Here is a 22499-nt window from a genome sequence, read left to right on the forward strand (position 1 = left end):
GCGTAAAAAAACTCTGGGAAATTTTCCCAGAGTTTTTTTACGTCAGCTGGAGGGATGAATTACATCATTCCGCCCATACCACCCATGCCGCCCATTGCATGCCGGATCTAACTTTTCATCTTTCGGCAAATCGGTGATCATACATTCTGTAGTAATCATTAAACCTGCGATTGATGCTTGCGAATTGTAATGCAGAACGAGTTACTTTAGTTGGGTCTAAAATACCCATTTCAAGCATATCACCGTATTGTTCCGTACCGGCATTGTAACCGTAGTTACCGTTACCATCTTTCACATTACGAGCAACAACTGAAGCTTCTTCGCCTGCGTTAGTAACGATTTGGCGAAGTGGCGCTTCCATCGCACGAAGCGCAAGTTTAATACCGACATTTTGCTCTTCGTTATCGCCTGTTAAGGTTGCGACCACTTTAGAAGCAAGACGCACTAATGCAACACCACCTCCCGGTACGATACCTTCTTCAACTGCCGCACGAGTTGCGTGTAACGCATCATCAACACGATCTTTTTTCTCTTTCATCGCAACTTCGGTTGCCGCACCTACTTTGATTACCGCAACACCGCCGGCTAATTTTGCAACACGTTCTTGAAGTTTCTCTTTATCGTAATCTGATGTTGAATCTTCAATTTGTTGGCGAATTTGTGCTACACGTGCTTTGATTTGTGCTTCATCACCGATACCATCAATAATAGTTGTATTGTCTTTGGTGATCACAACACGTTTTGCTTGACCTAATTCTTCAAGTGTCGCTTTCTCAAGTTCCATACCGATTTCTTCCGAAATCACAGTACCTGCGGTTAAGATTGCAATATCTTGTAACATTGCTTTACGACGATCGCCAAAGCCCGGTGCTTTTACTGCGACCACTTTCACGATACCACGCATTGTATTCACAACTAATGTTGCTAACGCTTCGCCTTCGATATCTTCCGCCACAATTAATAACGGTTTACCTGCTTTTGCTACCGCTTCTAATACCGGTAAGATTTCACGAATATTGCTGATTTTTTTATCAACTAAAATAATATACGGATTTTCTAATTCGACCGTACCCGCTTCCGGTTTGTTGATGAAGTATGGAGAAAGGTAACCACGGTCAAATTGCATACCCTCTACCACATCTAACGCATCATCTAAACCTGTACCGTCTTCAACAGTGATAACGCCTTCTTTGCCAACTTTTTCCATTGCTTGTGCAATTAATTTACCCACGGTTTCATCAGAGTTAGCCGAAATCGTACCGACTTGCTCAATCTCTTTTGAGGTTTCACACGGTTTAGAAATCGCTTTTAATTCTTCTACTACCGCAACAACCGCTTTATCAATACCACGTTTTAAATCCATCGGGTTCATACCTGCCGCTACAGCTTTTAAGCCTTCGTTTACGATTGCTTGAGCAAGCACTGTTGCGGTTGTCGTACCATCACCGGTCGCATCGTTTGCTTTTGACGCTACTTCTTTTACCATTTGTGCGCCCATATTTTCGAATTTATCTTCTAATTCGATCTCACGTGCAACTGACACACCGTCTTTAGTAATGGTTGGCGCACCGTATGCTTTATCTAATACGACATTACGACCTTTAGGGCCTAAAGTTACTTTTACTGCATCGGCTAACACATTCACGCCTTTTAACATTTTTACACGTGCATCATTACCGAATTTAACGTCTTTTGTCGCCATTTTTTCTTCCTATAAATTATTTATTCAATTTGCAAAAAATTAGTGAAAACTGACCGCTTGTCACTACTCTACGATTGCTAAAATATCGTTTTCAGAAAGAATTAACACTTCTTCACCGTCAATTTTTTCTGATTTCACACCATAACCTTCGTTGAAGATAACGACATCACCAACTTTTACCGCTAATGCTTGCACAGAACCATTATCTAATAAACGACCTGTACCCACTGCAATTACTTTACCGCGTGTAGATTTTGTTGCCGCTGAGCCGGTTAAAACGATACCGCCGGCAGAACGTGTTTCTACTTCTTCACGTTTTAAAATTACTTTATCGTGTAATGGACGAAGAGTCATTGTCTGTTTCCCTCTATTAAGCTTAAAAAATTTCGCACGCAGAATTGCGTGCAACGATTACCAACATTGGGGCAGATTATCAGCTTTCAAGTTACTTTTGCAAAATTTTATGCAAAAGCAACCGCTTTCGTCTGATTTTTAGGCAATAAAAAAGAGCATCTCAAATGAAATGCTCCGTACTGTTAAGCTTCTAATTTTAAACGTTGGATTAAACGGCTATTTGCCGGCGGAAATTCGCTCTCATCCAAATCAGCTTGAGCAACCCAAAAGCCTTCTTGACCTTCACGTCCAAACGGTTCACCAACCCATTCTTCCACTAGATAGAAGAAAAACTCAATCACTTTGGTCGGATAATCAAAACGAAACGACTCATAAGGGAAAGCACTTAACACGTGAATCCCGATTTCCTCTTCCAACTCACGCTTTAATGCCTCTTCCGGTGTTTCTCCCGTATCCACTTTACCACCGGGAAACTCCAATGCTTGTGCAAAATCTTGTCCTTCAAGTCTTTGGGTTAAATAAATCTGTCCAAATTCATTGCGGATAATGCCGGTCGCAACTTGGATTGTGGGCTTATTCATGTATTTTCCTTGAGAATTTGTTGTAATTGTTGTTGGATATTTTTTATCACAGATTGCCAATTAAGACTAGCCTCTTGGCGAAAAAGTTTCACACTGTCATACCACGGACTATCTTGACGAGTTAACAACCAGCGAAAATCCGGGTAATAACTTAACATAATCCAAGTCGGTTTGCCCATTGCGGCGACCAAATGGGCGACAGACGTATCAACGCTGATCACAAGATCCATTTGGGCAATTAATGCGGCGGTATCTGAAAAATCACCAATATCTTGTCGCCAAATATGCAAATTTTCGAATAAATCAGACCGCTTGTAATCCGCTTCGTTTAGCTCTTTTTGCAAACAATGGAAATCAGCATCTAACGCAAACAACTGTGAAAACAGCTCAAAGGGCAAACTGCGGGAAGCATTCCGATTATGTTTTGCCGATCCCGCCCAAACCACACCGATTTTCAAGCGTTTTAGCGAACTACAAGCGGTTATTTTTGTGTGCCATTTTGCAAGAAACTCCGGTTGTGCTTGTAAATAACCGCTTGAATAAGGAATATTTTCAAGTGTACTGCCAAATACTAAAGGCGCACTTAACATCGGCAAATGGTATGCCAGCCCCGAAATTCGCCCACCGTTTTGCATGGTTTCAATGCCGTATTGCGCTAAATTATAATTGAGTAAATTTTCAATGCCGCTATGATTAAGCACCACCACATTTAAGCCTTGACGTTTCATTTCCAAGGCATAACGTACAAACTGAATGTTATCGCCGAATCCTTGTTCTACGTGAAACAAGATTTTAGCATCACCGATATTTTCCCCTCGCCATTGCGGAATATTAATTTCCAGCGGTTCAAAAGCAGGCAAACCGGTTTGCCAACGCCATTCGTAAGCTTGCCAGCCTTGCAGATAATCACCTAACAAGTTATGTAACATCGCTTTATTACACCAAGCAATAGCATAATTTGGCGCAAGTTCGACTGCTTTATTCGTATCTTTTAACGCTAATTGGTAAAGTCCCAAGTTTTGTAATACCGTGCAACGATTGTGATATAGCACCGCCTTGTCCGGTAATAATCGGATTATTTCATCGTATTTTCTTAAAACCGCCAGCCATTCAAATGGTGTCGCAACACTGTCCTGCTCTTCTACCAATAAAGCGAGATATTGTTCAAACGTCATTTCAGCCATAGTCTTTTCCAATTACATCGGAATTCATAACTAGTAGATACATCTTCAATCTCAAAAAGTCGCTTTGAGTTTATTATGTCTTGATAGGCAAAGAAAAAGCGGTCTTTTTTTCAGAAAATTTTACAAAAATTTAGAAAAAAACGACCGCTTATATTAATTACGCATATCTGGCTTTACTGCCGTGGCAATGTTTATATTTTTTGCCGGAGCCGCAAGGACAAGGATCATTACGACCGATATCCAGATTCGCTAACTGTTCTTCCGTTAATTCTGCCGTTTGTTGATCTTCCGCCTGATTATCTTCAGCACGATAACCTTCCGATTCCGCTTGCGCCATCGCGTCTTGCTGACGTTGTGCTTCTTCAATCTCTTCTTGGCTACGCACTTGAATACGGCTTAACACGCTAATCACATTAGATTTCAACAAATCGAGCATATTGGTAAACATTTCAAATGATTCTTTTTTATACTCTTGTTTCGGATCTTTTTGTGCATAACCACGTAAGTGAATCCCTTTACGTAAATAATCCATAGCCGAAAGATGTTCTTTCCAGAGTTCATCTAAGTTCTGGAGCATCACGCCTTTTTCAAAGTTACGCATCACTTCCGAGCCGACTTTTTCTTCTTTCGCTTGGTACTCTTGTTTCGCAATATCAACAATACGCTCACGCAATGTTTCTTCGTGTAAGTCATTCTCTTGTTCTAACCAATGTTGGATAGGCAATTCCATACCGAATTGGCGTTTTAACGCATCTTCTAAGCCTGCAACATCCCACATTTCTTCAATGGATTGCGGTGGAATATATTGGCTAATCACATTATTGAACACGTCTTCACGCACTGTGCTGATCATCGCTGAAATATCATCGGTTTCAAGCAAGTAATTACGTTGTTCGTAAATCGCTTTACGTTGTTCGTTCGCCACATCATCGTACTGTAATAAGTTTTTACGACCATCGAAGTTATGTGCTTCCACTTTTGCTTGTGCCGAAGCAATCACTTTCGTCAGTAATTTAGACTCCATCGCCTCGCCTTCTTCGGAGAAGGCTTTACGCATCATATTTAATTTACCTTCATTTAGGTAAATACGCATTAACGCATCATCTAAAGACAGATAGAAACGTGATGAACCCGGGTCACCTTGACGACCAGAACGACCACGTAACTGATTGTCGATACGGCGAGATTCATGACGTTCAGTACCGATAATATGTAAACCACCGGCTTTCATCACAATGTCATAACGTTCTTTCCAAGTCGCTTTAATCGCTTCGATTTGCTCTTCAGTCGGATTTTCTAACTTCGCAATTTCCGCTTTCCAGTTACCACCTAATACGATATCCGTACCACGCCCCGCCATATTGGTTGCGATAGTCACTGCACCCGGTGCGCCTGCTTCCGCTACGATTTCCGCTTCTTGTGCATGAAATTTCGCATTTAATACGTTATGTGCGATACCGGCTTTGGTTAATTCTGCCGATAAAAGTTCTGATTTTTCAACGGATGCCGTACCGACTAACACCGGTTGTTGGCGAGCCATACAGTCTTTAATATCATTGATAATCGCCGCAAATTTCTCCGGCTCACTCTTAAACATTAAGTCGGTACGGTCATCACGAATAACCGGTTTATTGGTTGGAACAACGATTGTATCCAAACCGTAAATTTGTTGAAATTCAAACGCTTCCGTATCCGCTGTACCAGTCATACCAGCTAATTTTTCGTATAAACGGAAATAGTTTTGGTAAGTGATAGACGCAACAGTTTGGTTTTCACCTTGAATATTGACTTTTTCTTTCGCTTCAATCGCTTGGTGTAACCCGTCAGACCAACGACGACCAGCCATTGTACGACCGGTATGTTCGTCAATAATCACCACCTCACCATCTTTTACGATGTAATCTACATCTAATTCAAATAATTTATGCGCACGTAACGCCGCATAAACGTGATGTAATAACGCGATACGAGCCGGATGATAAAGTGTTTCGCCTTCTTGCATTAAGCCCATTTCAGTCAAAATGCCTTCTACTTTCACCATACCACGCTCAGTTAAATGCGCTTGTTTATTTTTCAGATCTAAGGTGAAATCGCCTTCACCAGTATATTCTTCGGTGTCTTCTTTATCTTGCTGAATCAAATGTGGAATAATCGTATCAATTGCTTGATAGATTTGAGTCGCATCTTCCGCTGGACCTGAAATAATTAACGGCGTACGTGCTTCATCAATTAAGATTGAGTCCACCTCATCCACTAACGCATAATGTAATTCACGTTGAAAACGATCTTCTTTTGCGTGTGCAAGGTTATCGCGTAAATAATCGAAACCTAACTCACTATTAGTTGAGTAGGTAATATCCGCTTTATAGGCTTCACGTTTGACTTCATTAGGCAGTCCCGGAATATTCACCGCAACAGTTAAACCCAAAAATTCAAATAACGGGCGGTTTGTTTCCGCATCACGGCGTGCAAGATAATCGTTCACGGTTACAACGTGTACACCTTTACCGGTTAACGCATTTAAGTAACAAGGTAATGTTGCGGTTAAGGTTTTACCTTCACCAGTACGCATCTCTGCGATATTACGACCAGTTAAGACCATACCGCCGATTAATTGCACATCAAAATGACGCATGCCCATCACACGGCGACTTGCCTCACGCACAGTTGCAAACGCTTCATGCAATAAGCTGTCAAGGCTTGCACCATCTGCTAAACGTTGTTTAAATTCCGCCGTTTTTGCTTGTAATTCTTCATCAGTTAATTTTTCAAATGCTGGTTCAAGTTTATTAATTTGAGCAACACGCTTTCTTAAACGTTTTAACGTACGATCGTTACTTGAGCCGAAAATCGAAGTGATAATTTTTGAAATCATTGTTTTGTCCTAATCTAGTCATTTTATTTTTATGAAACACGCCTAACACACGAAAACATCGTATTCTGTGGTCAAATAATATTTTTGATTAGGCGAAAGGTCCGGCTCGAATCGGATGATTATCATCTCCGTCAAAGCGGTAGGATTTGGTAAGAAATTCGCAAAATGTTACCGCTTGTAACGGTTTGAATAGCGATACTTGGCGGCACTCTGCAATAAATAAAGATTGTTGTTCAATATCATCGGATAATTGAGCAAACTGTGTAATAGATCGATTAATAACAGTAGATTGTTCGTCATCTCGAGCAACTGTTGCCTGAATTTCAGGTAACGCAAAAATCGCAACGAGTCCGAGAACCAGTTGCGACCAAAAAGGTGCTTTATGAAAATGTCGAAATAAACCCATGAAAGTCTTGATAAAATTAATCAAAAAAATTATACGAATTATACGCTAAATTCCAGTAGAATGGTCAGATAATTGGGTCAAATAACGTAAAATCAATAGATAACCATTTGAAAAGATGAAAAATTCAGCAATAAAAAATATCACAGAAATTTTACAGAACTCAAGCCTAAGTCGGATTGTCCAACGAGCTAACCAATTGAATGATTTACATCAAAAAGTACAAAAATTACTGCCGGAACAATATCGTGGGCTTTACCGCATTGTCAATTTAGTTGATAATCAGCTTATATTTGAAGTGCAAAATGCGACTGTTCGGCAAGGTTTACAGTTACAAACATCACTTTTATTACAATTAATTCACTCTGATTTTCCCAATGTAACTGAACTTCAGTTTAACGTGAATCCGAGTTTTAAACATATCTAGCTAGAAAGAAGGAAAACGGCATGAAAAAACTTGCTTTATTAATGGCCATCAGTACCTTAGGTGCATGTTCATTATTACCACAACAATCAGTAACAGGCACATTTAAAGGTGACTTACCTTGTGCCGATTGTGAAAAGATTCAAGCCGAATTAATTCTCGGTGCAAATAATAGTTACCAATATAACACCGTCTTTATTAAAAATGGCAAAGAGCATCCATTTAGCGATAAAGGCACTTATACTTGGGAACAAGGTAAACGCGGTGTAATCCGTTTAGAAAAAGATTCCGGAGCGCTTGCATTTAAAGTGAATGAAACACAAGCTGAAATTTGTGACGCTAACGGTAACCCACCAAAAGTAGCAAATAACCCATATGTGTTACGTAAAGTAAAATAATATGTCATAAAAAAGCCTACGAGATTAAACCTCGTAGGCTTTTTTTCATTTCAATAGCTTATCGATTACTCGGCTTACAGCAAAGAAACCAAAGGTTGCCGTTACCATTGTTACCGCACCAAAGCCATTTGCACAATTCATCGTTGCCGATACCTCACAACCTTCTCCCATTTTCGGAAAAATTAGCGGTTGAGTTGAGAAAACACAATCAATACCAAACTTACGTTTTGGATTTTGACTAAAGTTATATTCCTTACGTAATAACGAACGCACTTTAGAGGCAAGCGGATCCTGAATCGTTTTACTTAAATCAGTAATTTGAATCTGAGTCGGATCAGTCTGACCGCCTGCACCGCCAGTAGTAATCATTCTGATCTTATTACGCTTACAGTAAGCGATAAGTGCCGCTTTGGTTTTCACCGAATCAATCGCATCAATCACATAATCATAGCCACAGTTCAGATATTCAGGGATATTCTCTGGTGTGATGAAATCATCAATAATTTCCACTACACATTCGGGATTAATCCTCTCAATACGCTCTTTCATTGCTTCGGTTTTTAACTGAGCAACCGTACCGGTCATTGCGTGAATTTGGCGATTGATATTGGTTACGCAAATATCATCCATATCAATCATCGTGATTTTACCAATGCCAGAACGGGCAAGCGCTTCCACCGCCCACGAACCAACACCGCCAATCCCAATCACACAAATATGTGACTGACGTAATTTTGCTAAACCTTCCGGCGTATAAAGTCGCCCGATTCCGCCAAAACGTTGTTCATAATTATCCACTCTCGCCATTACAAATTCCCGTTTTTAATATTTTCCAATACTTCCCAACGCTCAAAAGCGGCTTCTAACGCCATTTCCGCATCCGCCAGTTTTTGTAATTGCACTTGCGTATAGCTTGGATCTTTACTGAAAAAGTCCGCACTATTGACTTCTGCCTGCAAACTTTCCATTTCCGCCTCTAAGGCTTCCATTTTTGCCGGTAATTCCTCAAGCTCTCTTTGCTCTTTATAAGAAAGTTTTACCTTTTTAGCCGGTTCCGACTTCGTTACAAGCGGTTGTTTTTCTTCTGCTTTTTGTAAAGTTTCAGCAGAATTTGACCGCTTGTTCGGCTGGTTCTGTGCAAGTGTGGCGTGGTAGTTTTCTTGTTGCTGTTTCGCATCAAAATAACCGCCTACATATTTATTTAATACGCCATTACCTTCAAAGAAATAACATTCCGTCACGGTATTGTCGATAAATTGACGGTCGTGGCTCACAATCAGCAATGTACCTTGATAATCCGCTAATAACTCTTCCAGTAACTCAAGGGTTTCAACGTCCAAGTCATTGGTCGGCTCATCCAGAATCAATAAGTTATTCGGTTTAAGTAATAATTTAGCCAGTAATAAACGGTTACGCTCACCGCCCGACAAGGCTTTTACCGGAGTCATCGCACGTTTTGGCGGGAACAAGAAATCTTGTAGATAACCTAACACGTGGCGTTTTACCCCGTTTACTTCTACGTCTTGTTTGCCATCCGCCACGTTATCCATTACCGTTTTCTCAGGATCGAGATCCGCCCGATATTGGTCAAAATAAGCCACTTCCAGTTTCGTACCACAACGAATTGAGCCTGAAGTCGGTTGCAACTCACCTAATAACAATTTGATAAAGGTGGTTTTACCGCGACCATTCGGACCGACTAACGCAATTTTATCGCCTCGCTGAATGGTAGTTGTGAAATTTTTCAGCAAGGTTTTGCCTTCAATTTCATAACTTGCATTTTCTACTTCAAAGACGATTTTGCCTGAACGTGCGGTTTGATCGATTTGAATTTTAGCCGTACCCTGTACCTCTCGGCGATTACGACGTTCTTCACGCAATGCTTTTAATGCACGCACACGACCTTCATTACGAGTACGGCGTGCTTTAATGCCTTGACGAATCCACACTTCTTCTTGTGCTAATTTTTTATCAAACAGCTCATTTTGTAATGCTTCAACACGCAAATCTTCCGCTTTAGTTTCTAAATACACATCATAATTACTTGGATAAGAAACTAACTTACCTCGGTCAAGATCGACAATGCGAGTTGCCATCTTACGGATAAATGAACGGTCGTGCGAAATAAAGATGATCGAGCCTTTAAAATTGAGCAATAAATCCTCAAGCCACGTAATCGCTTCCACGTCCAAATGGTTGGTCGGTTCATCTAATAACAGAATATCCGGATCCGCAACCAATGCACGAGCTAATGCCGCACGACGAACCCAACCGCCCGATAATTCGCATAAACGTTTATCCGGATCCAATTCCAATAATTTAAGAGTATCTTGAATACGATTCTCAAACTGCCAACCGTTATTATGCTCAAGCTGTGCCTGTACATTCGATAATTTGGCTAATAGCTCATCGCTATAATCCGTCTGCATTTGTTGCGAAATGTGGTGATATTGCTTCAATAAGTCGCTAAGATGCGCAATCCCTTCCGCTACATAATCAAATACCGTATCTTGAATATGACGAGGCGGATCTTGCTCAAGGCGTGTTACCACAATATCTTTTTCAAAAATCAGCTTACCGTCATCCAGCTGAACTTCGCCCGCCAAGACTTTCATCAGCGTGGATTTTCCCGCCCCGTTGCGTCCAACCAAGCAAACTCGCTCGCCCGGTTCAATATGTAATTCCGTATGATCCAATAACGGATGATCGCCAAAACCTAAATAGGCATTGGATAAATTTAGTAGTGCCATATTATTTCTCGATACTTATATTTGTGTTGGTATCTATCAAACTGATAAATACCAAATTATAAAAAAATCTTTAAATTTGATGCTTTCCACTTAGAACAAAATATTTCGTTCTCTTATTTATTTTTTGTTACATCTTCAATTAACTTAGCAAAGTCAATCGCGTTTTGTTTGCTAATAACCGGTTTACCCGTTTGTGCTTCAATCTCTTTTCTTGCATTACCTGCAACCGTTCCGCCACGCTTCGCAACCGCCTTATTTTCTTCCAAACCTTGTGGATTAGTTTGACGAGTCAGCTCCGTTGTTGTCGCTTCCGCTAACATATTTAACACCAACTCAAGTGTTGTCATATTATCTCGTAAATTTTCTTTTTTTAACCCTTTGAATGTTTTGTACTCTTTGGTACTCATTCCACTCCAAGCACGGCTAATCTCATTAGTCAAAATAGCATATTCCGCACCGTGCTGAACGCCATGAGATTGCCATTCATCAGTTAATTCTTTACGTACTTGGATTGCTTGTAAACGCTGATTAATCCACTCTTTACTGTAACCCTTTTGCAAGTAGGTTTGTAGCGCACGGTCGATAGTTAATTCAGGATCAATAATTTCATCAATTCGCTCTTTTCCAACTTGAGCTAACCACAGTTTGAATGGTTCAGCTTTAGGGCTTGGAATAGATTGGATTATACGGAAAATACCTGACATATCAGCAGCTTGAACTTTACGCATTTTCCCATCTAAAGCCAACATTTGAACTGGGGTACAAATTGTACCCCAATTGGCATTTAGTTCCGGATCTCTGCTTTTCATTTTTTTAATATATTGTTTAGGATCGAGGCTATCTGTTAAAGCCGCCACAATATCCACAATACTAAAAAACCATTCTTCTTGCTCTTCGTCCCATACTGAACGAATTTGGCTATTTTCAAAAAGTTTAAGCTCGTTCATTACTGTCTCCTTTTTCCTTTATGTTTTTATAATCAAAAGCGGTCGGATTTTTGCAAAATTTTACCAAAATCCGACCGCTTGTTTAGGGTCTTACGCCCTTTATTTAGGCTTCTGTTGAAGTTTCTGTGTTTTCTACGTTGTCTAACACTTCGCTGTTTTCGTCTTCATCGTCAGGTTCGCAAACTCGCTCTACGCTTACTACGCTTTCGTCATCTGCGGTACGGATAATACGAACGCCTTGAGTGTTACGGCCAACGAGGCTAACTTCTGCGACTCGGGTACGAACTAGCGTTCCGGCATCGGTAATCAACATAATTTGATCCGCTTCTTCAACTTGAACCGCCGCAACTACTTTACCGTTACGTTCGTTCACTTTGATAGAAACTACACCTTTGGTTGCACGAGATTTAACCGGATATTCACCAATCACGGTACGTTTACCGAAACCGTTTTGCGTTACCGTTAGAATATCGCCTTCCGTACGAGGAATCACAAGTGATACCACTCGGTCTGTATCAAGACTTACACTTGATGAATCTTCTGCTTCTTCGTTTTCAATTTCTACGATTTCCGCTTCTTCAATTTCTTCACTTGAAATGTCTGTCGTAGCAAGTTTAATACCTCGAACACCTGTTGCGGTACGTCCCATTGCACGCACCGCTTTTTCTGCAAAACGTACTACTCGACCTTGTGCTGAGAACAACATAATCTCGCTCTCGCCATCGGTAATATCAACGCCGATTAACTCATCGCCTTCGCGAAGTTTTAATGCAATCAGACCGCTTGAACGCACGTTGCTGAACGCATCTAAACTGACTTTCTTCACGACACCGCTTGCGGTTGCCATAAAGATAAATTTATCCGCACTAAATTCACCGTTCGGAATCGGTAGAATCGCAGTGATACGTTCATTTTCTTCTTTCACTAATGGCAGAATGTTCACGATTGGCGTACCACGTGCACCACGACTTGCTTGCGGTAATTGATACACTTTTAATTGATATAAACGACCACGGCTTGAGAAACATAAAATCGTATCGTGGGTATTCGCCACTAATAATTTCTCGATGAAATCGTCTTCTTTCATCTTAGTCGCAGATTTACCTTTACCGCCACGACGTTGTGCTTCGTAATCTGAAAGCGGTTGGTATTTCACATAACCCGCGTGAGAAAGTGTGACTACCACGTCTTCTTGAGCGATTAAATCTTCCATATTGATATCGCCCGAAGCCGCTGTAATTTCGGTACGGCGTTCGTCACCAAATTCCGCTTTCACTTTTTCTAATTCTTCACGAATCACTTCCATTAAGCGTTCTGCGCCGCTTAGAATATGTAATAATTCGCCGATTTCAGTAAGTAGCTCTTTATATTCATCAACAATTTTTTCGTGTTCTAAACCGGTTAAACGGTGTAAACGTAATTCTAAAATCGCACGTGCTTGCGCTTCGGAAAGATAGTATTGACCGTCACGTACACCTAAGTTTTCCGGTAAATCTTCCGGACGTGACGCATCTACACCGGCGACTTCTAACATTGGTGCAACGTTACCCAATGCCCACGCACGAGCTAATAAACCTTCACGTGCTTCATCCGCTGTTTTTGAGTTACGAATTAACTCGATAACCGGATCGATATTGGCTAACGCAATCGCTAAACCTTCTAAAATATGTGCACGCTCACGCGCTTTGCGTAATTCAAAAATGGTACGGCGTGTCACCACTTCACGGCGGTGTTTCACAAATGCTTCGATAATTTGTTTTAAATTCAATACTTTCGGCTGACCGTGATCAAGCGCAACCATATTGATACCAAACGTTACTTGCATTTGCGTTAGCGAGTAAAGGTGATTTAAGACCACTTCACCGACCGCATCACGTTTTACTTCGATAACGATTGAGATACCTTTTTTATCCGAGTGATCTTGAATACCGCTAATGCCTTCGATTTTCTTATCTTTCACTAATTCGGCAATTTTCTCGATCAACTTCGCTTTGTTTACTTGGTACGGAAGCTCAGTAACAATAATTTGCTCACGACCTTTTTCCGTGATTTCTACGCTTGCTTTCGCACGCACGTAAACTTTACCACGACCGGTACGATACGCTTCTTCAATCCCTTTACGACCGTTAATAATCGCCCCTGTCGGGAAATCCGGCCCCGGGATAAAACGCATTAATTCTTCAATGCTGATTTGCTCGTCTTCAATGTAAGCTAAACAACCGTCCAACACTTCATTTAAGTTGTGCGGCGGAATATTGGTTGCCATACCAACCGCAATACCGGATGAACCGTTTACTAATAACGCTGGGATTTTGGTCGGTAATACATCAGGAATCATCTCTTTGCCGTCATAGTTCGGCGAGTAATCCACGGTTTCCTTATCTAAATCCGTTAATAATTCCTGCGTAATTTTTTGCATACGCACTTCGGTATAACGCATCGCGACCGGCGCATCGCCGTCAATCGAACCAAAGTTACCTTGACCGTCAACCAACATATAACGAAGTGAGAACGGCTGTGCCATACGTACAATGGTGTCATACACAGCAGAATCACCGTGTGGGTGGTATTTACCGATTACGTCACCCACCACACGTGCAGATTTTACGTGTGGGCGGTTAAACGTATTGCTGTTTTGATCCATTGAGAATAACACGCGGCGGTGTACCGGTTTTAAACCATCACGCACATCGGGTAGCGCACGTCCGACAATAACAGACATCGCATAGTCGAGATAAGACGTTTTTAACTCGTCTTCGATACTGACGGGAGTAATATCTTTGGCTAATTCGCTCATTGAAATTTCCTAATCACGTTTAAAGAAGTAGCCCTATACCTTAGGGCGAAAAATTCGTTCAATTATAGCATAAAAAACAGTTGAAAGTTGGATTTTGAAAGTTGAAAATGAACACAAGCGGTTAAATTAAGAGAATATTTTGCAATTTGACCTTTTTCACTTACTTAAGACAATTTTCTATGAACAATATTGATCAAACAGAACTCGATAAATTTGAAAAAATGGTCGCAACATGGTGGGATCCGAACGGCGACTTTAAACCGATTCATTTACTTAATCCGCTACGCTTAGACTATATCCAGCAAAAATCAAACGGACTATTCGGCAAAAAAGTGTTAGATGTCGGTTGTGGCGGAGGCATTTTAAGTGAAGCAATGGCAAAAACTGGTGCCAATGTTACGGGTATTGATATGACTACCGAACCGCTTGACGTTGCACGTAAACACGCTGAAGAAAGTGGCTTAAGCATCGATTACCGCCAAACCACGATTGAAGATTTTGTGCAAAATCAGACCGCTTGTCATGCCGAAAAATTTGATGTGATTACCTGTATGGAAATGTTAGAACACGTACCGGATCCGCTTTCGATTATTCAAAGTTGTAAAGCGTTACTCAAACCGGACGGCGTGTTATTTTTTTCTACGATTAACCGTACATTTAAAGCCTATATGCTGGTAATTATCGGAGCAGAATATGTGCTAAAAATGTTGCCGAAAGGCACGCACGAATTTGAAAAATTTATTAAACCGGCAGAATTATTAAATTGGTGTGATATGGCAGATTTACGTTGCCAAGAAATGAAAGGCTATCATTTTAATCCAGTAACCGAAAAGTTTTGGCTAAATAATGATGTTAGTTGCAATTATATTGCAATGCTAAAATAGCATAGGAAATAAGCGGTTATTTTTGCTTAAAATCTTACAAAAACAACCGCTTACATTTAATCTAATTTCGCGATACCTAAATGCGCATAAGTTCGGCTGGTGGCAATACGCCCTCGTGGTGTTCGTTGCAAAAAGCCCTGCTGAATCAAATAAGGTTCAAGTACGTCTTCAATCGTATCTCGTTCTTCACCGATTGTCGCGGCTAAGTTATCTAAGCCGACCGGGCCTCCATCAAAACGCTCGACAATCGCTTGCAACAACTTGATATCCATAAAGTCAAAGCCTTCTGAATCCACATCAAGCATCGCCAACGCCTGTTTGGCAATGTCGGAAGTAATCACACCATTATTACGTACATCGGCATAATCTCGCACACGGCGTAATAAACGGTTGGCAATTCGAGGTGTGCCACGTGAGCGGCGAGCTACTTCATAAGCACCATCCGGCGATAAATTTAAGTTTAAGCAATCAGCACTACGTTTTACGATCGAGGTTAAATCATCCACCGAGTAAAACTCTAAACGCTGTACAATGCCAAAACGGTCACGTAACGGAGAAGTCAGTGAACCGGCACGGGTGGTTGCTCCTACTAAGGTAAACGGCGGTAAATCCAGTTTAATTGAACGTGCCGCCGGCCCTTCGCCGATCATAATATCCAGCTGATAATCTTCCATCGCCGGATAAAGCACTTCTTCAATTGCCGGTGATAAGCGGTGGATCTCATCAATAAATAATACGTCATAAGGCTCTAAATTGGTTAGCATTGCCGCTAGATCGCCTGCTTTCTCCAGTACCGGCCCAGAAGTGGTACGAATATTCACCCCCATTTCGTTAGCAACAATATTGGCTAAGGTGGTTTTACCCAATCCCGGTGGACCAAAAATTAATAAGTGATCTAACGCCTCATCACGCAATTTTGCCGCTTTAATAAAGATCTCCATCTGCTCTCGTACAGACGGCTGACCGACATAATCCGCTAATAATTTAGGACGAATCGCACGATCGATGACTTCTTCCTCACGCTTCGGCGAGGCACTAATTATTCTATCTGCTTCAATCATTTAAGGTATTTTTACTTGTTAAAGAGAGGCTTTCAATGCTTCACGAATTAATTGTTCGCTGGTTGCACCCGCTTTATTCACTTTCTTAATCATTTTCTCAGCATCGGCAAGTTTATAGCCTAATGCTACTAAAGCATCACGGGCTTCATCTGCCGGATCATGCGAATGTGTTGCAACAATCGTTTCAACTGAATGTTCTTCAAAGAAATCGCTTTGTGCTACACCTTTAAATTTGCCTTTGAGTTCGACTAATAAACGCTCGGCTGTCTTACGCCCAATGCCCGGAATTTTAGTTAATTTGGCAAGTTCTTCATTTTCAACCGCATTCGCAAATTGTGAAACCGACATCGCTGATAAAATTGCAAGGGCTAATTTAGGCCCAACACCGTTGGTTTTAATCAATTCACGAAATAATGTTCTGTCTTGCTTTTGTGCAAAACCAAATAATAAATGTGCATCTTCACGTACCACTAAATGCGTAAAAATAGTGGTTTCTTCACCGACTTGCGGCAAGCTGTAAAAGCTCGTCATCGGCAATAGCACTTCATATCCGACACCTTGAATATCAATTACCATTTCAGGCGGTTGTTTTTCAATAATTTTACCGTGTAATCTTCCGATCATTGATTTTATTCCAAACTAAAAAATTTGCCTTAGCATAACAGAAAACTGTATAGAATAACAGGCTGACAAGCGGTCTATTTCGGCTAATTTTTTGCAAAAAAATAGCCCGCTAATCAGCGGGCCATTTTTAATCAAATTAAATTACGCTTTTTTTCTTACCACTAATTGGCTTAAAACTACCAATGTTAATGAGAAAATAATCATAATTGTTGCTAATGCATTGACTTCCGGCGTCACACCCGTTTTCACCAGCGAGAAGATTTTTAACGGTAATACTTCATAACTTGGGCTGGTAACAAATGATGAAACCACTACGTCATCTAACGAAATCGTAAAACTTAATAACCAACCGGAAATAATCGATGATAATGCTAGAGGTAAAATAATTTTACGTAAAATCGTCACTTCGCTTGCACCTAAATCTTTCGCCGCTTCCAACATCTTACCGTCAAAATCACTTAAGCGAGATGAAATAGTAATTACTACATAAGGCAAACAGAAAGTAATATGTGCAATTAATAACGAAATAAAGCCAAGTTGCACACCTAAAATCATAAACAGCACTAATAATGAAACTGCCATGACGATATCCGGTGACATCATGACGATAAACAGTAAACCGCCAACCATTTGCTTACCACGGAATTTATAACGATATAATGCAATCGAAGTTAATGTCCCTAAAATAGTTGAAAACGTTGCGGCAAAAAATGCAATCGTCAATGAATTCATAGTTGCATGAACCAGCGTATCATTTGCAAATAAACGCTCATACCAGTTCCAACTAAACCCTTTCCATTGTAAGCCGTAGCGATCTTCGTTAAATGAGTTTACTACCAAAATAATAATCGGAATATAAAGGTAGGCAAACACCACGAACATAAAAAAGTTTCTTAATGTCTTTTTCATTATTCAAGCTCCACCTTTTTATTTAATAATTTATTTGCACGGTAATAAACATATAACATTAATGCCATTAACACGGTAAGTGCGATACTTACTGCTGAACCTAATGCAAATTGGTTGGTATTTAAGAACAAGCTCTTAATAATGTTACCGATTAATGGTGTTTTACCGCCGCCTAATAAGTCAGCAACATAGAACATTCCCATTGCCGGTAATAATACCAATAAACAACCTGCCACAATCCCCGGCATTGTAAGCGGAATGGTAACTCGCACAAAACGTTGGAATGCATTCGCACCTAAGTCTTTTGCCGCTTCTAATAAACGACCGTCAATTTTCTCAATTGAAGAATAAAGCGGTAGAATCATAAACGGTAACAAGATATACACTAAACCGATGATAATCGCCAATTCAGAGTTTAATAAACGCAGAGGTTCGTCAATTAAACCGATCGCCAATAATGTTTCGTTTAATACGCCCTTCATGCCTAAGAAAATTTTAATGCCATAAATACGAATCAATGAGTTTGTCCAAAATGGCAATACGACTAAAAACAGTAAAATCGGACGAATTTTCGCCGGCATTTTTGCAATAATAAACGCAAACGGATAACCGATAATTAAACAGAAAAATGTCGCAATTGCAGACATTTTAAATGAGTTCCACAATACCGTAGCATAAGTATCATTGAACAACTGTGTATATGCGTCTAAGCTAAAGATAAAATCTACAAAGTAGGCACTTTGACGATTTTCCGTTAAAAAGCTGATTAACAGCACCAATACGTTCGGTACAAGTACAAAAAGTAACAACCAACCGAAGATAACTGAAACTGTTCCGGCTTGGAATTTGTTATTAGCAATCTTCATCGTTGAGTACAACCTCCCAACCTTCATACCACGTTAATGCCACTTTTTGACCAACTTCGTGATCGATATTCGGATCGTCTTCATTAAAGAATTCGCTCACCAATACGCTCATACCATTGTGATCAAGTTTTACACTTGACTCTAATGTCATACCTTTATAGTTACGATCTAAAATATGACCAACAATCGCTTTTGAACTTTCGTTTTCATCCAACTCTTCGATCAAAATATCTTCCGGACGTAAAAGCACTTTCAGTTTTTGATTCGGCTGAACGTCCATATCTTCCACTTTAATGTTACAGATACGACCTTCTACATTCGCTTTTACATTACGTGCATCAACTCGCTCAATCACGGTTGCATCAAATACGTTAATTTCACCGATAAAACGAGCGACAAATAGATTACTCGGTTCTTCATAGATTTCACGAGGCGTACCGTCTTGTGCAATCTTACCACCGTTCATTACGATAATACGATCAGACATCGTTAATGCTTCTTCTTGATCGTGCGTAACGAAAATAAAGGTAATGCCTAATTGGCGTTGTAATGCTTTTAGCTCATTCTGCATTTCTTTACGTAGTTTATAGTCAAGTGCAGAAAGCGATTCATCCAATAATAAAACTTTAGGTTTATTTACTACCGCACGTGCAATCGCAATACGTTGTTGCTGACCGCCTGAAAGCTGAGCCGGTTTTTGCTCCGCACGATCTTCTAAACGTACCATACGCAATGCTTCCATTACACGCGGTTTGATTTGGTCATTCGGTACTTTTTGCATACGTAAACCAAAAGCAACGTTTTCAAAAATCGTCATATGTGGGAATAACGCATAGCTTTGGAAAACCGTATTGACAGGGCGTTGTTCAGCAGGAACGTTAGATACATCTTGACCGTCAAGAATAATCGAACCTTCCGTCAACTCTTCAAATCCGGCAATTAATCGTAATGCTGTCGTTTTACCACAACCTGAAGGACCTAAAATCGTCAAAAATTCACCGTCATTAATGGTTAAATTTAAATCTTTAAGAATCGTTTTGCTACCATAGCTTTTAGTAACATTGCGTAGTTCGATGATTGGTTTTTGTTCTAACTGTTCCATCTACTTTTGTCTTCCCCCTAGGGCATAAAATGAAAATGCAAAATCTGAATTATTTTCAGGGCGAGTGCGTAATACCATACGCTTAAAACTAACTGTTAATGATATAGCTAACGGTCACATTTTAAAAGCAAAAATTTGATTTTTAAGGAATTTAGGCATTTTGATTCCAATTGTAAAATCTCAAAGAAATTCGACCGCTTGTTGTCTTTCAGCTAAAATATTGCAGTTTAAAAAATGGCTGAAAATAAAGTAGATAAAATGAAATTAAATGATCAACAACAACAAGCGGTAGAATATGTAACGGGAGCTTGCCTTGTATTAGCTGGTGCAGGCTCGGGCAAAACACGTGTGATTATTAATAAAATCGCCCATCTGATAGCTCATTGCGGTTACTCGCCAAAACAAATCGCGGCGGTAACCTTTACCAACAAAGCGGCACGTGAAATGCGTGAGCGTGTTGCCCATTCTATCGGTAAAGAAAACAGCAAAGGGCTAACCATTTCAACCTTCCACACCCTCGGTTTTGAAATTTTAAAACGTGAGTATAAATTATTGGGTTTCAAATCCGGTATGACGCTGTTTGATGAACACGATCAACTTGCTTTACTCAAACATTTGTTACCGGAAAATGTTTCAGAAGATAAAGATTTACTTAAAGCGTTGATTTCCACCATTTCCAACTGGAAAAACGATCTGCTTTCACCCGAAATGGTATTAACTCGCGTGCGAGATGAGCGTGAACGTGTGTTTTCGCATTTTTATCAGCTCTACCAAAATCAGCTAAAAGCCTATAATGCGCTTGATTTTGATGATTTGATTATGCTTGCCGGTATTGCTGTTTCGCCAATTTCCGGAAGCAAAAGCCCGTTGGCGAGAGAAAGTCCGTTATTTACTGGTGGACGAATACCAAGATACCAATACCAGCCAATATGAGCTAATTAAATTATTGGTAGGCAATGAGGCAAATTTCACTGTGGTAGGTGATGACGACCAATCAATCTATTCATGGCGTGGCGCAAAACCGGAAAATATGCGGCGTTTGCGTGAAGATTTTGATTTGAAAGTGATTAAACTGGAGCAAAATTACCGTTCCAGCCAACGCATTTTGCACTGCGCCAATATTTTGATTGATAACAACGATCATATTTTCCAAAAACGATTATTTTCGAATTTAGGCGAAGGCGAAAAATTAAATGTTATCGAAGCCAAAAATGAAGAACACGAAGCGGAACGTATTGTTGGGGAATTAATCGCCCATCGTTTTTCCAACAAAACCAAATACAAAGATTATGCGATTTTATATCGTGGTAATCATCAATCTCGCTTGCTGGAAAAATTGCTGATGCAAAACCGTATCCCCTACAAAATTTCCGGGGGAACGTCATTTTTCGCCCGTGCCGAAATTAAAGATATGATGGCTTACTTGCGTTTAGTAGTGAATCAAAACGATGATGCGGCATTTTTGCGTATTGTTAATACGCCAAAGCGGGAAATTGGTGCGGTAACGCTGGAAAAATTAGGCTTACTTGCCAATGAAAAACAGGTCAGCTTGTTTGAAGCGATTTTCGATTTTGAATTGATTCAACGTCTGACACCCAAGCCCTATCAAGCATTGCAAGATTTTGCCCGTTGGATTGTCGAAATCGCCGACCAAGCGGAACGTTCCGATCCGATTGAAGCGGTAAAAGATTTATTGGCAAAAATTCAATACGAAGCCTATTTGTATGAAACGGCTACTTCGCCGAAAGCGGCGGAAATGCAAAGCCGTAACGTGCAAACATTATTTGAATGGGTGCAAGGTATGCTTGAGGGAGATGAAATCGAAGAACCTATGACGCTGGTGCAAGTGGTAAATCGCCTGACACTACGTGATATGCTAGAACGTGGTGAAGACGATGATGAAGCGGATCAAGTGCAACTAATGACGCCGCACGCTTCGAAAGGCTTGGAATTTCCGCACGTTTTCTTAGTCGGGATGGAAGAAGGTATTCTGCCGCACCAAACCAGCCTTGATGAAGATAATGTCGAGGAAGAACGCCGTCTTGCTTACGTAGGCATTACTCGAGCACAACAAACGCTGACGTTTTCACTCTGTAAAGAACGCCGCCAGTACGGTGAAATTATCAAACCGGAACCAAGCCGCTTCTTACTTGAATTACCGCAAGACGATTTAGTCTGGGAAAGTGAAAAACCGAAAATGACCGAAGAACAGAAAGTCGAAAAAACTTCCGCCAATATCGCCAACCTAATGGCAATGCTAAAAGCAAATAAAAAGTAAGATTTATTTAAAGCTAATAAAAACGGAGCATTTTAAATTTATAAAAATGCTCCGTTTTTACTTTATTTATTTTTTACACTTGCACAGCCAAACTTTTGCTCTATTTCTATTAGTACTTCTACCGGCTCTAACTCTAACCCTTTGCAATAAGCTATAAATTCAAAAATATCTAATCTACGATCGCCCGTTTCTACTTTTCCAATAAATGAGTAAAGAACGCCCATTTTTTCGCCTAATGTGCGTTGAGTTAATCCAAGCTCTTGACGGCGTTTTAGGAATAATTCCCTAAGCCATAAATGCTCTTCAGAATGAATTGATAATCTTAAATTTCCCATGTACCCATTTTAGGTACAAATTATC

The 22499-nt window shown here is 40.3% G+C and carries 18 protein-coding genes and 2 pseudogenes; 4 read left to right on the forward strand and 16 right to left on the reverse strand.

The genetic code is table 11. The features are described from left to right. Positions 1–59 precede the first annotated feature (59 nt). From groL to secM, 6 genes and pseudogenes are all read right to left on the reverse strand, one after another. Positions 60–1702: pseudogene (gene groL, locus NYR89_RS05405) on the reverse strand (chaperonin GroEL). 63 nt (positions 1703–1765) lie between these two features. Then, complete coding sequence (locus tag NYR89_RS05410; RefSeq protein ID WP_039197299.1) at positions 1766–2056, reverse strand: co-chaperone GroES; 291 nt, start codon at positions 2054–2056, stop codon at positions 1766–1768. A gap of 182 nt (positions 2057–2238) precedes the next feature. Beyond that, the gene (mutT, locus tag NYR89_RS05415) at positions 2239–2637 is read right to left on the reverse strand and encodes an 8-oxo-dGTP diphosphatase MutT (protein ID WP_279445039.1); all 399 of its coding nucleotides are present in this window, start codon (positions 2635–2637) and stop codon (positions 2239–2241) included. Beyond that, positions 2634–3821 carry a glycosyltransferase family 9 protein gene (locus tag NYR89_RS05420; RefSeq protein WP_279445040.1) on the reverse strand — a complete coding sequence of 396 codons (1188 nt, stop codon included), beginning with the start codon at positions 3819–3821 and terminating at the stop codon, positions 2634–2636. The genes mutT and NYR89_RS05420 overlap by 4 nt, the downstream gene beginning before the upstream one ends. Before the next feature lie 157 nt (positions 3822–3978). Continuing rightward, complete coding sequence (gene secA, locus NYR89_RS05425; RefSeq protein WP_279445041.1) at positions 3979–6696, reverse strand: preprotein translocase subunit SecA; 2718 nt, start codon at positions 6694–6696, stop codon at positions 3979–3981. A gap of 88 nt (positions 6697–6784) precedes the next feature. Then, positions 6785–7102 carry a secA translation cis-regulator SecM gene (secM, locus tag NYR89_RS05430; RefSeq protein WP_279445042.1) on the reverse strand — a complete coding sequence of 106 codons (318 nt, stop codon included), beginning with the start codon at positions 7100–7102 and terminating at the stop codon, positions 6785–6787. 115 nt (positions 7103–7217) lie between these two features. Here secM and NYR89_RS05435 point away from each other — a divergent pair, with 115 nt between their 5' ends. Next, complete coding sequence (locus tag NYR89_RS05435) at positions 7218–7526, forward strand: DciA family protein (RefSeq protein ID WP_279445043.1); 309 nt, start codon at positions 7218–7220, stop codon at positions 7524–7526. A gap of 20 nt (positions 7527–7546) precedes the next feature. After that, on the forward strand, positions 7547–7921 hold the full coding sequence (locus tag NYR89_RS05440) for a copper resistance protein NlpE N-terminal domain-containing protein (protein ID WP_279445044.1): 375 nt from the start codon (positions 7547–7549) through the stop codon (positions 7919–7921). A 45-nt stretch (positions 7922–7966) separates the two neighbouring features. Here NYR89_RS05440 and tcdA read toward each other — a convergent pair whose 3' ends face one another. From tcdA to gyrA, 4 genes are all read right to left on the reverse strand, one after another. Further along, entirely contained in the window at positions 7967–8728 is a 762-nt protein-coding gene (gene tcdA, locus NYR89_RS05445) for a tRNA cyclic N6-threonylcarbamoyladenosine(37) synthase TcdA (protein WP_279445045.1), read from the reverse strand. Then, positions 8728–10671: an ABC transporter ATP-binding protein gene (locus NYR89_RS05450; protein WP_279445046.1), complete on the reverse strand. Its 1944-nt coding sequence runs from the start codon at positions 10669–10671 to the stop codon at positions 8728–8730. The genes tcdA and NYR89_RS05450 overlap by 1 nt, the downstream gene beginning before the upstream one ends. A 113-nt stretch (positions 10672–10784) precedes the next feature. Next, positions 10785–11618: a BRO family protein gene (locus tag NYR89_RS05455; protein ID WP_279437429.1), complete on the reverse strand. Its 834-nt coding sequence runs from the start codon at positions 11616–11618 to the stop codon at positions 10785–10787. Positions 11619–11721: 103 nt separating this feature from the next. Beyond that, on the reverse strand, positions 11722–14415 hold the full coding sequence (gyrA, locus tag NYR89_RS05460; protein ID WP_279445047.1) for a DNA topoisomerase (ATP-hydrolyzing) subunit A: 2694 nt from the start codon (positions 14413–14415) through the stop codon (positions 11722–11724). 179 nt (positions 14416–14594) lie between these two features. Between gyrA and ubiG the strand changes: the two genes are divergently transcribed. Further along, positions 14595–15299, forward strand: a complete 705-nt coding sequence (gene ubiG, locus NYR89_RS05465; protein ID WP_279445048.1) for a bifunctional 2-polyprenyl-6-hydroxyphenol methylase/3-demethylubiquinol 3-O-methyltransferase UbiG — start codon at positions 14595–14597, stop codon at positions 15297–15299. 56 nt (positions 15300–15355) lie between these two features. On the opposite strand, the gene ruvB is transcribed toward ubiG, so the two are convergent. The 5 genes from ruvB to potA form a co-directional block, all read right to left on the reverse strand. Beyond that, a complete protein-coding gene (gene ruvB, locus NYR89_RS05470; protein WP_279445049.1) occupies positions 15356–16360 on the reverse strand; it encodes a Holliday junction branch migration DNA helicase RuvB in 1005 nt (334 codons plus the stop codon). A gap of 18 nt (positions 16361–16378) precedes the next feature. Next, positions 16379–16984 (reverse strand): Holliday junction branch migration protein RuvA, encoded by a 606-nt coding sequence (ruvA, locus tag NYR89_RS05475; protein ID WP_279445050.1) that lies wholly within the window; start codon positions 16982–16984, stop codon positions 16379–16381. Positions 16985–17125: 141 nt separating this feature from the next. Next, positions 17126–17893 carry a spermidine/putrescine ABC transporter permease PotC gene (potC, locus tag NYR89_RS05480; protein WP_279445051.1) on the reverse strand — a complete coding sequence of 256 codons (768 nt, stop codon included), beginning with the start codon at positions 17891–17893 and terminating at the stop codon, positions 17126–17128. After that, complete coding sequence (gene potB / locus NYR89_RS05485) at positions 17893–18759, reverse strand: spermidine/putrescine ABC transporter permease PotB (protein ID WP_279445052.1); 867 nt, start codon at positions 18757–18759, stop codon at positions 17893–17895. The genes potC and potB overlap by 1 nt, the downstream gene beginning before the upstream one ends. Beyond that, entirely contained in the window at positions 18746–19861 is a 1116-nt protein-coding gene (gene potA / locus NYR89_RS05490) for a spermidine/putrescine ABC transporter ATP-binding protein PotA (protein ID WP_279445053.1), read from the reverse strand. Before potA ends, potB begins: the two co-directional genes overlap by 14 nt. A 258-nt stretch (positions 19862–20119) precedes the next feature. On the opposite strand from potA, the pseudogene rep reads away from it, so the two are divergent. Then, positions 20120–22139: pseudogene (rep, locus tag NYR89_RS05495) on the forward strand (DNA helicase Rep). 62 nt (positions 22140–22201) lie between these two features. On the opposite strand, the gene NYR89_RS05500 reads toward rep, so the two are convergent. Then, positions 22202–22474: a helix-turn-helix domain-containing protein gene (locus tag NYR89_RS05500; RefSeq protein WP_279445054.1), complete on the reverse strand. Its 273-nt coding sequence runs from the start codon at positions 22472–22474 to the stop codon at positions 22202–22204. Positions 22475–22499: the final 25 nt, after the last annotated feature.

The sequence above is a fragment of the Actinobacillus arthritidis genome (assembly GCF_029774155.1).
Lineage (GTDB): Bacteria > Pseudomonadota > Gammaproteobacteria > Enterobacterales > Pasteurellaceae > Actinobacillus > Actinobacillus arthritidis.

What these genes read in the sequence shown, in the direction of transcription:
- NYR89_RS05410 (WP_039197299.1), bottom strand. Translation starts at nt 2,056, where the DNA reads ATGACTCTTCGTCCATTACACGATAAAGTAATTTTAAAACGTGAAGAA.
- mutT (WP_279445039.1), bottom strand. Translation starts at nt 2,637, where the DNA reads ATGAATAAGCCCACAATCCAAGTTGCGACCGGCATTATCCGCAATGAA.
- NYR89_RS05420 (WP_279445040.1), bottom strand. Translation starts at nt 3,821, where the DNA reads ATGGCTGAAATGACGTTTGAACAATATCTCGCTTTATTGGTAGAAGAG.
- secA (WP_279445041.1), bottom strand. Translation starts at nt 6,696, where the DNA reads ATGATTTCAAAAATTATCACTTCGATTTTCGGCTCAAGTAACGATCGT.
- secM (WP_279445042.1), bottom strand. Translation starts at nt 7,102, where the DNA reads ATGGGTTTATTTCGACATTTTCATAAAGCACCTTTTTGGTCGCAACTG.
- NYR89_RS05435 (WP_279445043.1), top strand. Translation starts at nt 7,218, where the DNA reads ATGAAAAATTCAGCAATAAAAAATATCACAGAAATTTTACAGAACTCA.
- NYR89_RS05440 (WP_279445044.1), top strand. Translation starts at nt 7,547, where the DNA reads ATGAAAAAACTTGCTTTATTAATGGCCATCAGTACCTTAGGTGCATGT.
- tcdA (WP_279445045.1), bottom strand. Translation starts at nt 8,728, where the DNA reads ATGGCGAGAGTGGATAATTATGAACAACGTTTTGGCGGAATCGGGCGA.
- NYR89_RS05450 (WP_279445046.1), bottom strand. Translation starts at nt 10,671, where the DNA reads ATGGCACTACTAAATTTATCCAATGCCTATTTAGGTTTTGGCGATCAT.
- NYR89_RS05455 (WP_279437429.1), bottom strand. Translation starts at nt 11,618, where the DNA reads ATGAACGAGCTTAAACTTTTTGAAAATAGCCAAATTCGTTCAGTATGG.
- gyrA (WP_279445047.1), bottom strand. Translation starts at nt 14,415, where the DNA reads ATGAGCGAATTAGCCAAAGATATTACTCCCGTCAGTATCGAAGACGAG.
- ubiG (WP_279445048.1), top strand. Translation starts at nt 14,595, where the DNA reads ATGAACAATATTGATCAAACAGAACTCGATAAATTTGAAAAAATGGTC.
- ruvB (WP_279445049.1), bottom strand. Translation starts at nt 16,360, where the DNA reads ATGATTGAAGCAGATAGAATAATTAGTGCCTCGCCGAAGCGTGAGGAA.
- ruvA (WP_279445050.1), bottom strand. Translation starts at nt 16,984, where the DNA reads ATGATCGGAAGATTACACGGTAAAATTATTGAAAAACAACCGCCTGAA.
- potC (WP_279445051.1), bottom strand. Translation starts at nt 17,893, where the DNA reads ATGAAAAAGACATTAAGAAACTTTTTTATGTTCGTGGTGTTTGCCTAC.
- potB (WP_279445052.1), bottom strand. Translation starts at nt 18,759, where the DNA reads ATGAAGATTGCTAATAACAAATTCCAAGCCGGAACAGTTTCAGTTATC.
- potA (WP_279445053.1), bottom strand. Translation starts at nt 19,861, where the DNA reads ATGGAACAGTTAGAACAAAAACCAATCATCGAACTACGCAATGTTACT.
- NYR89_RS05500 (WP_279445054.1), bottom strand. Translation starts at nt 22,474, where the DNA reads ATGGGAAATTTAAGATTATCAATTCATTCTGAAGAGCATTTATGGCTT.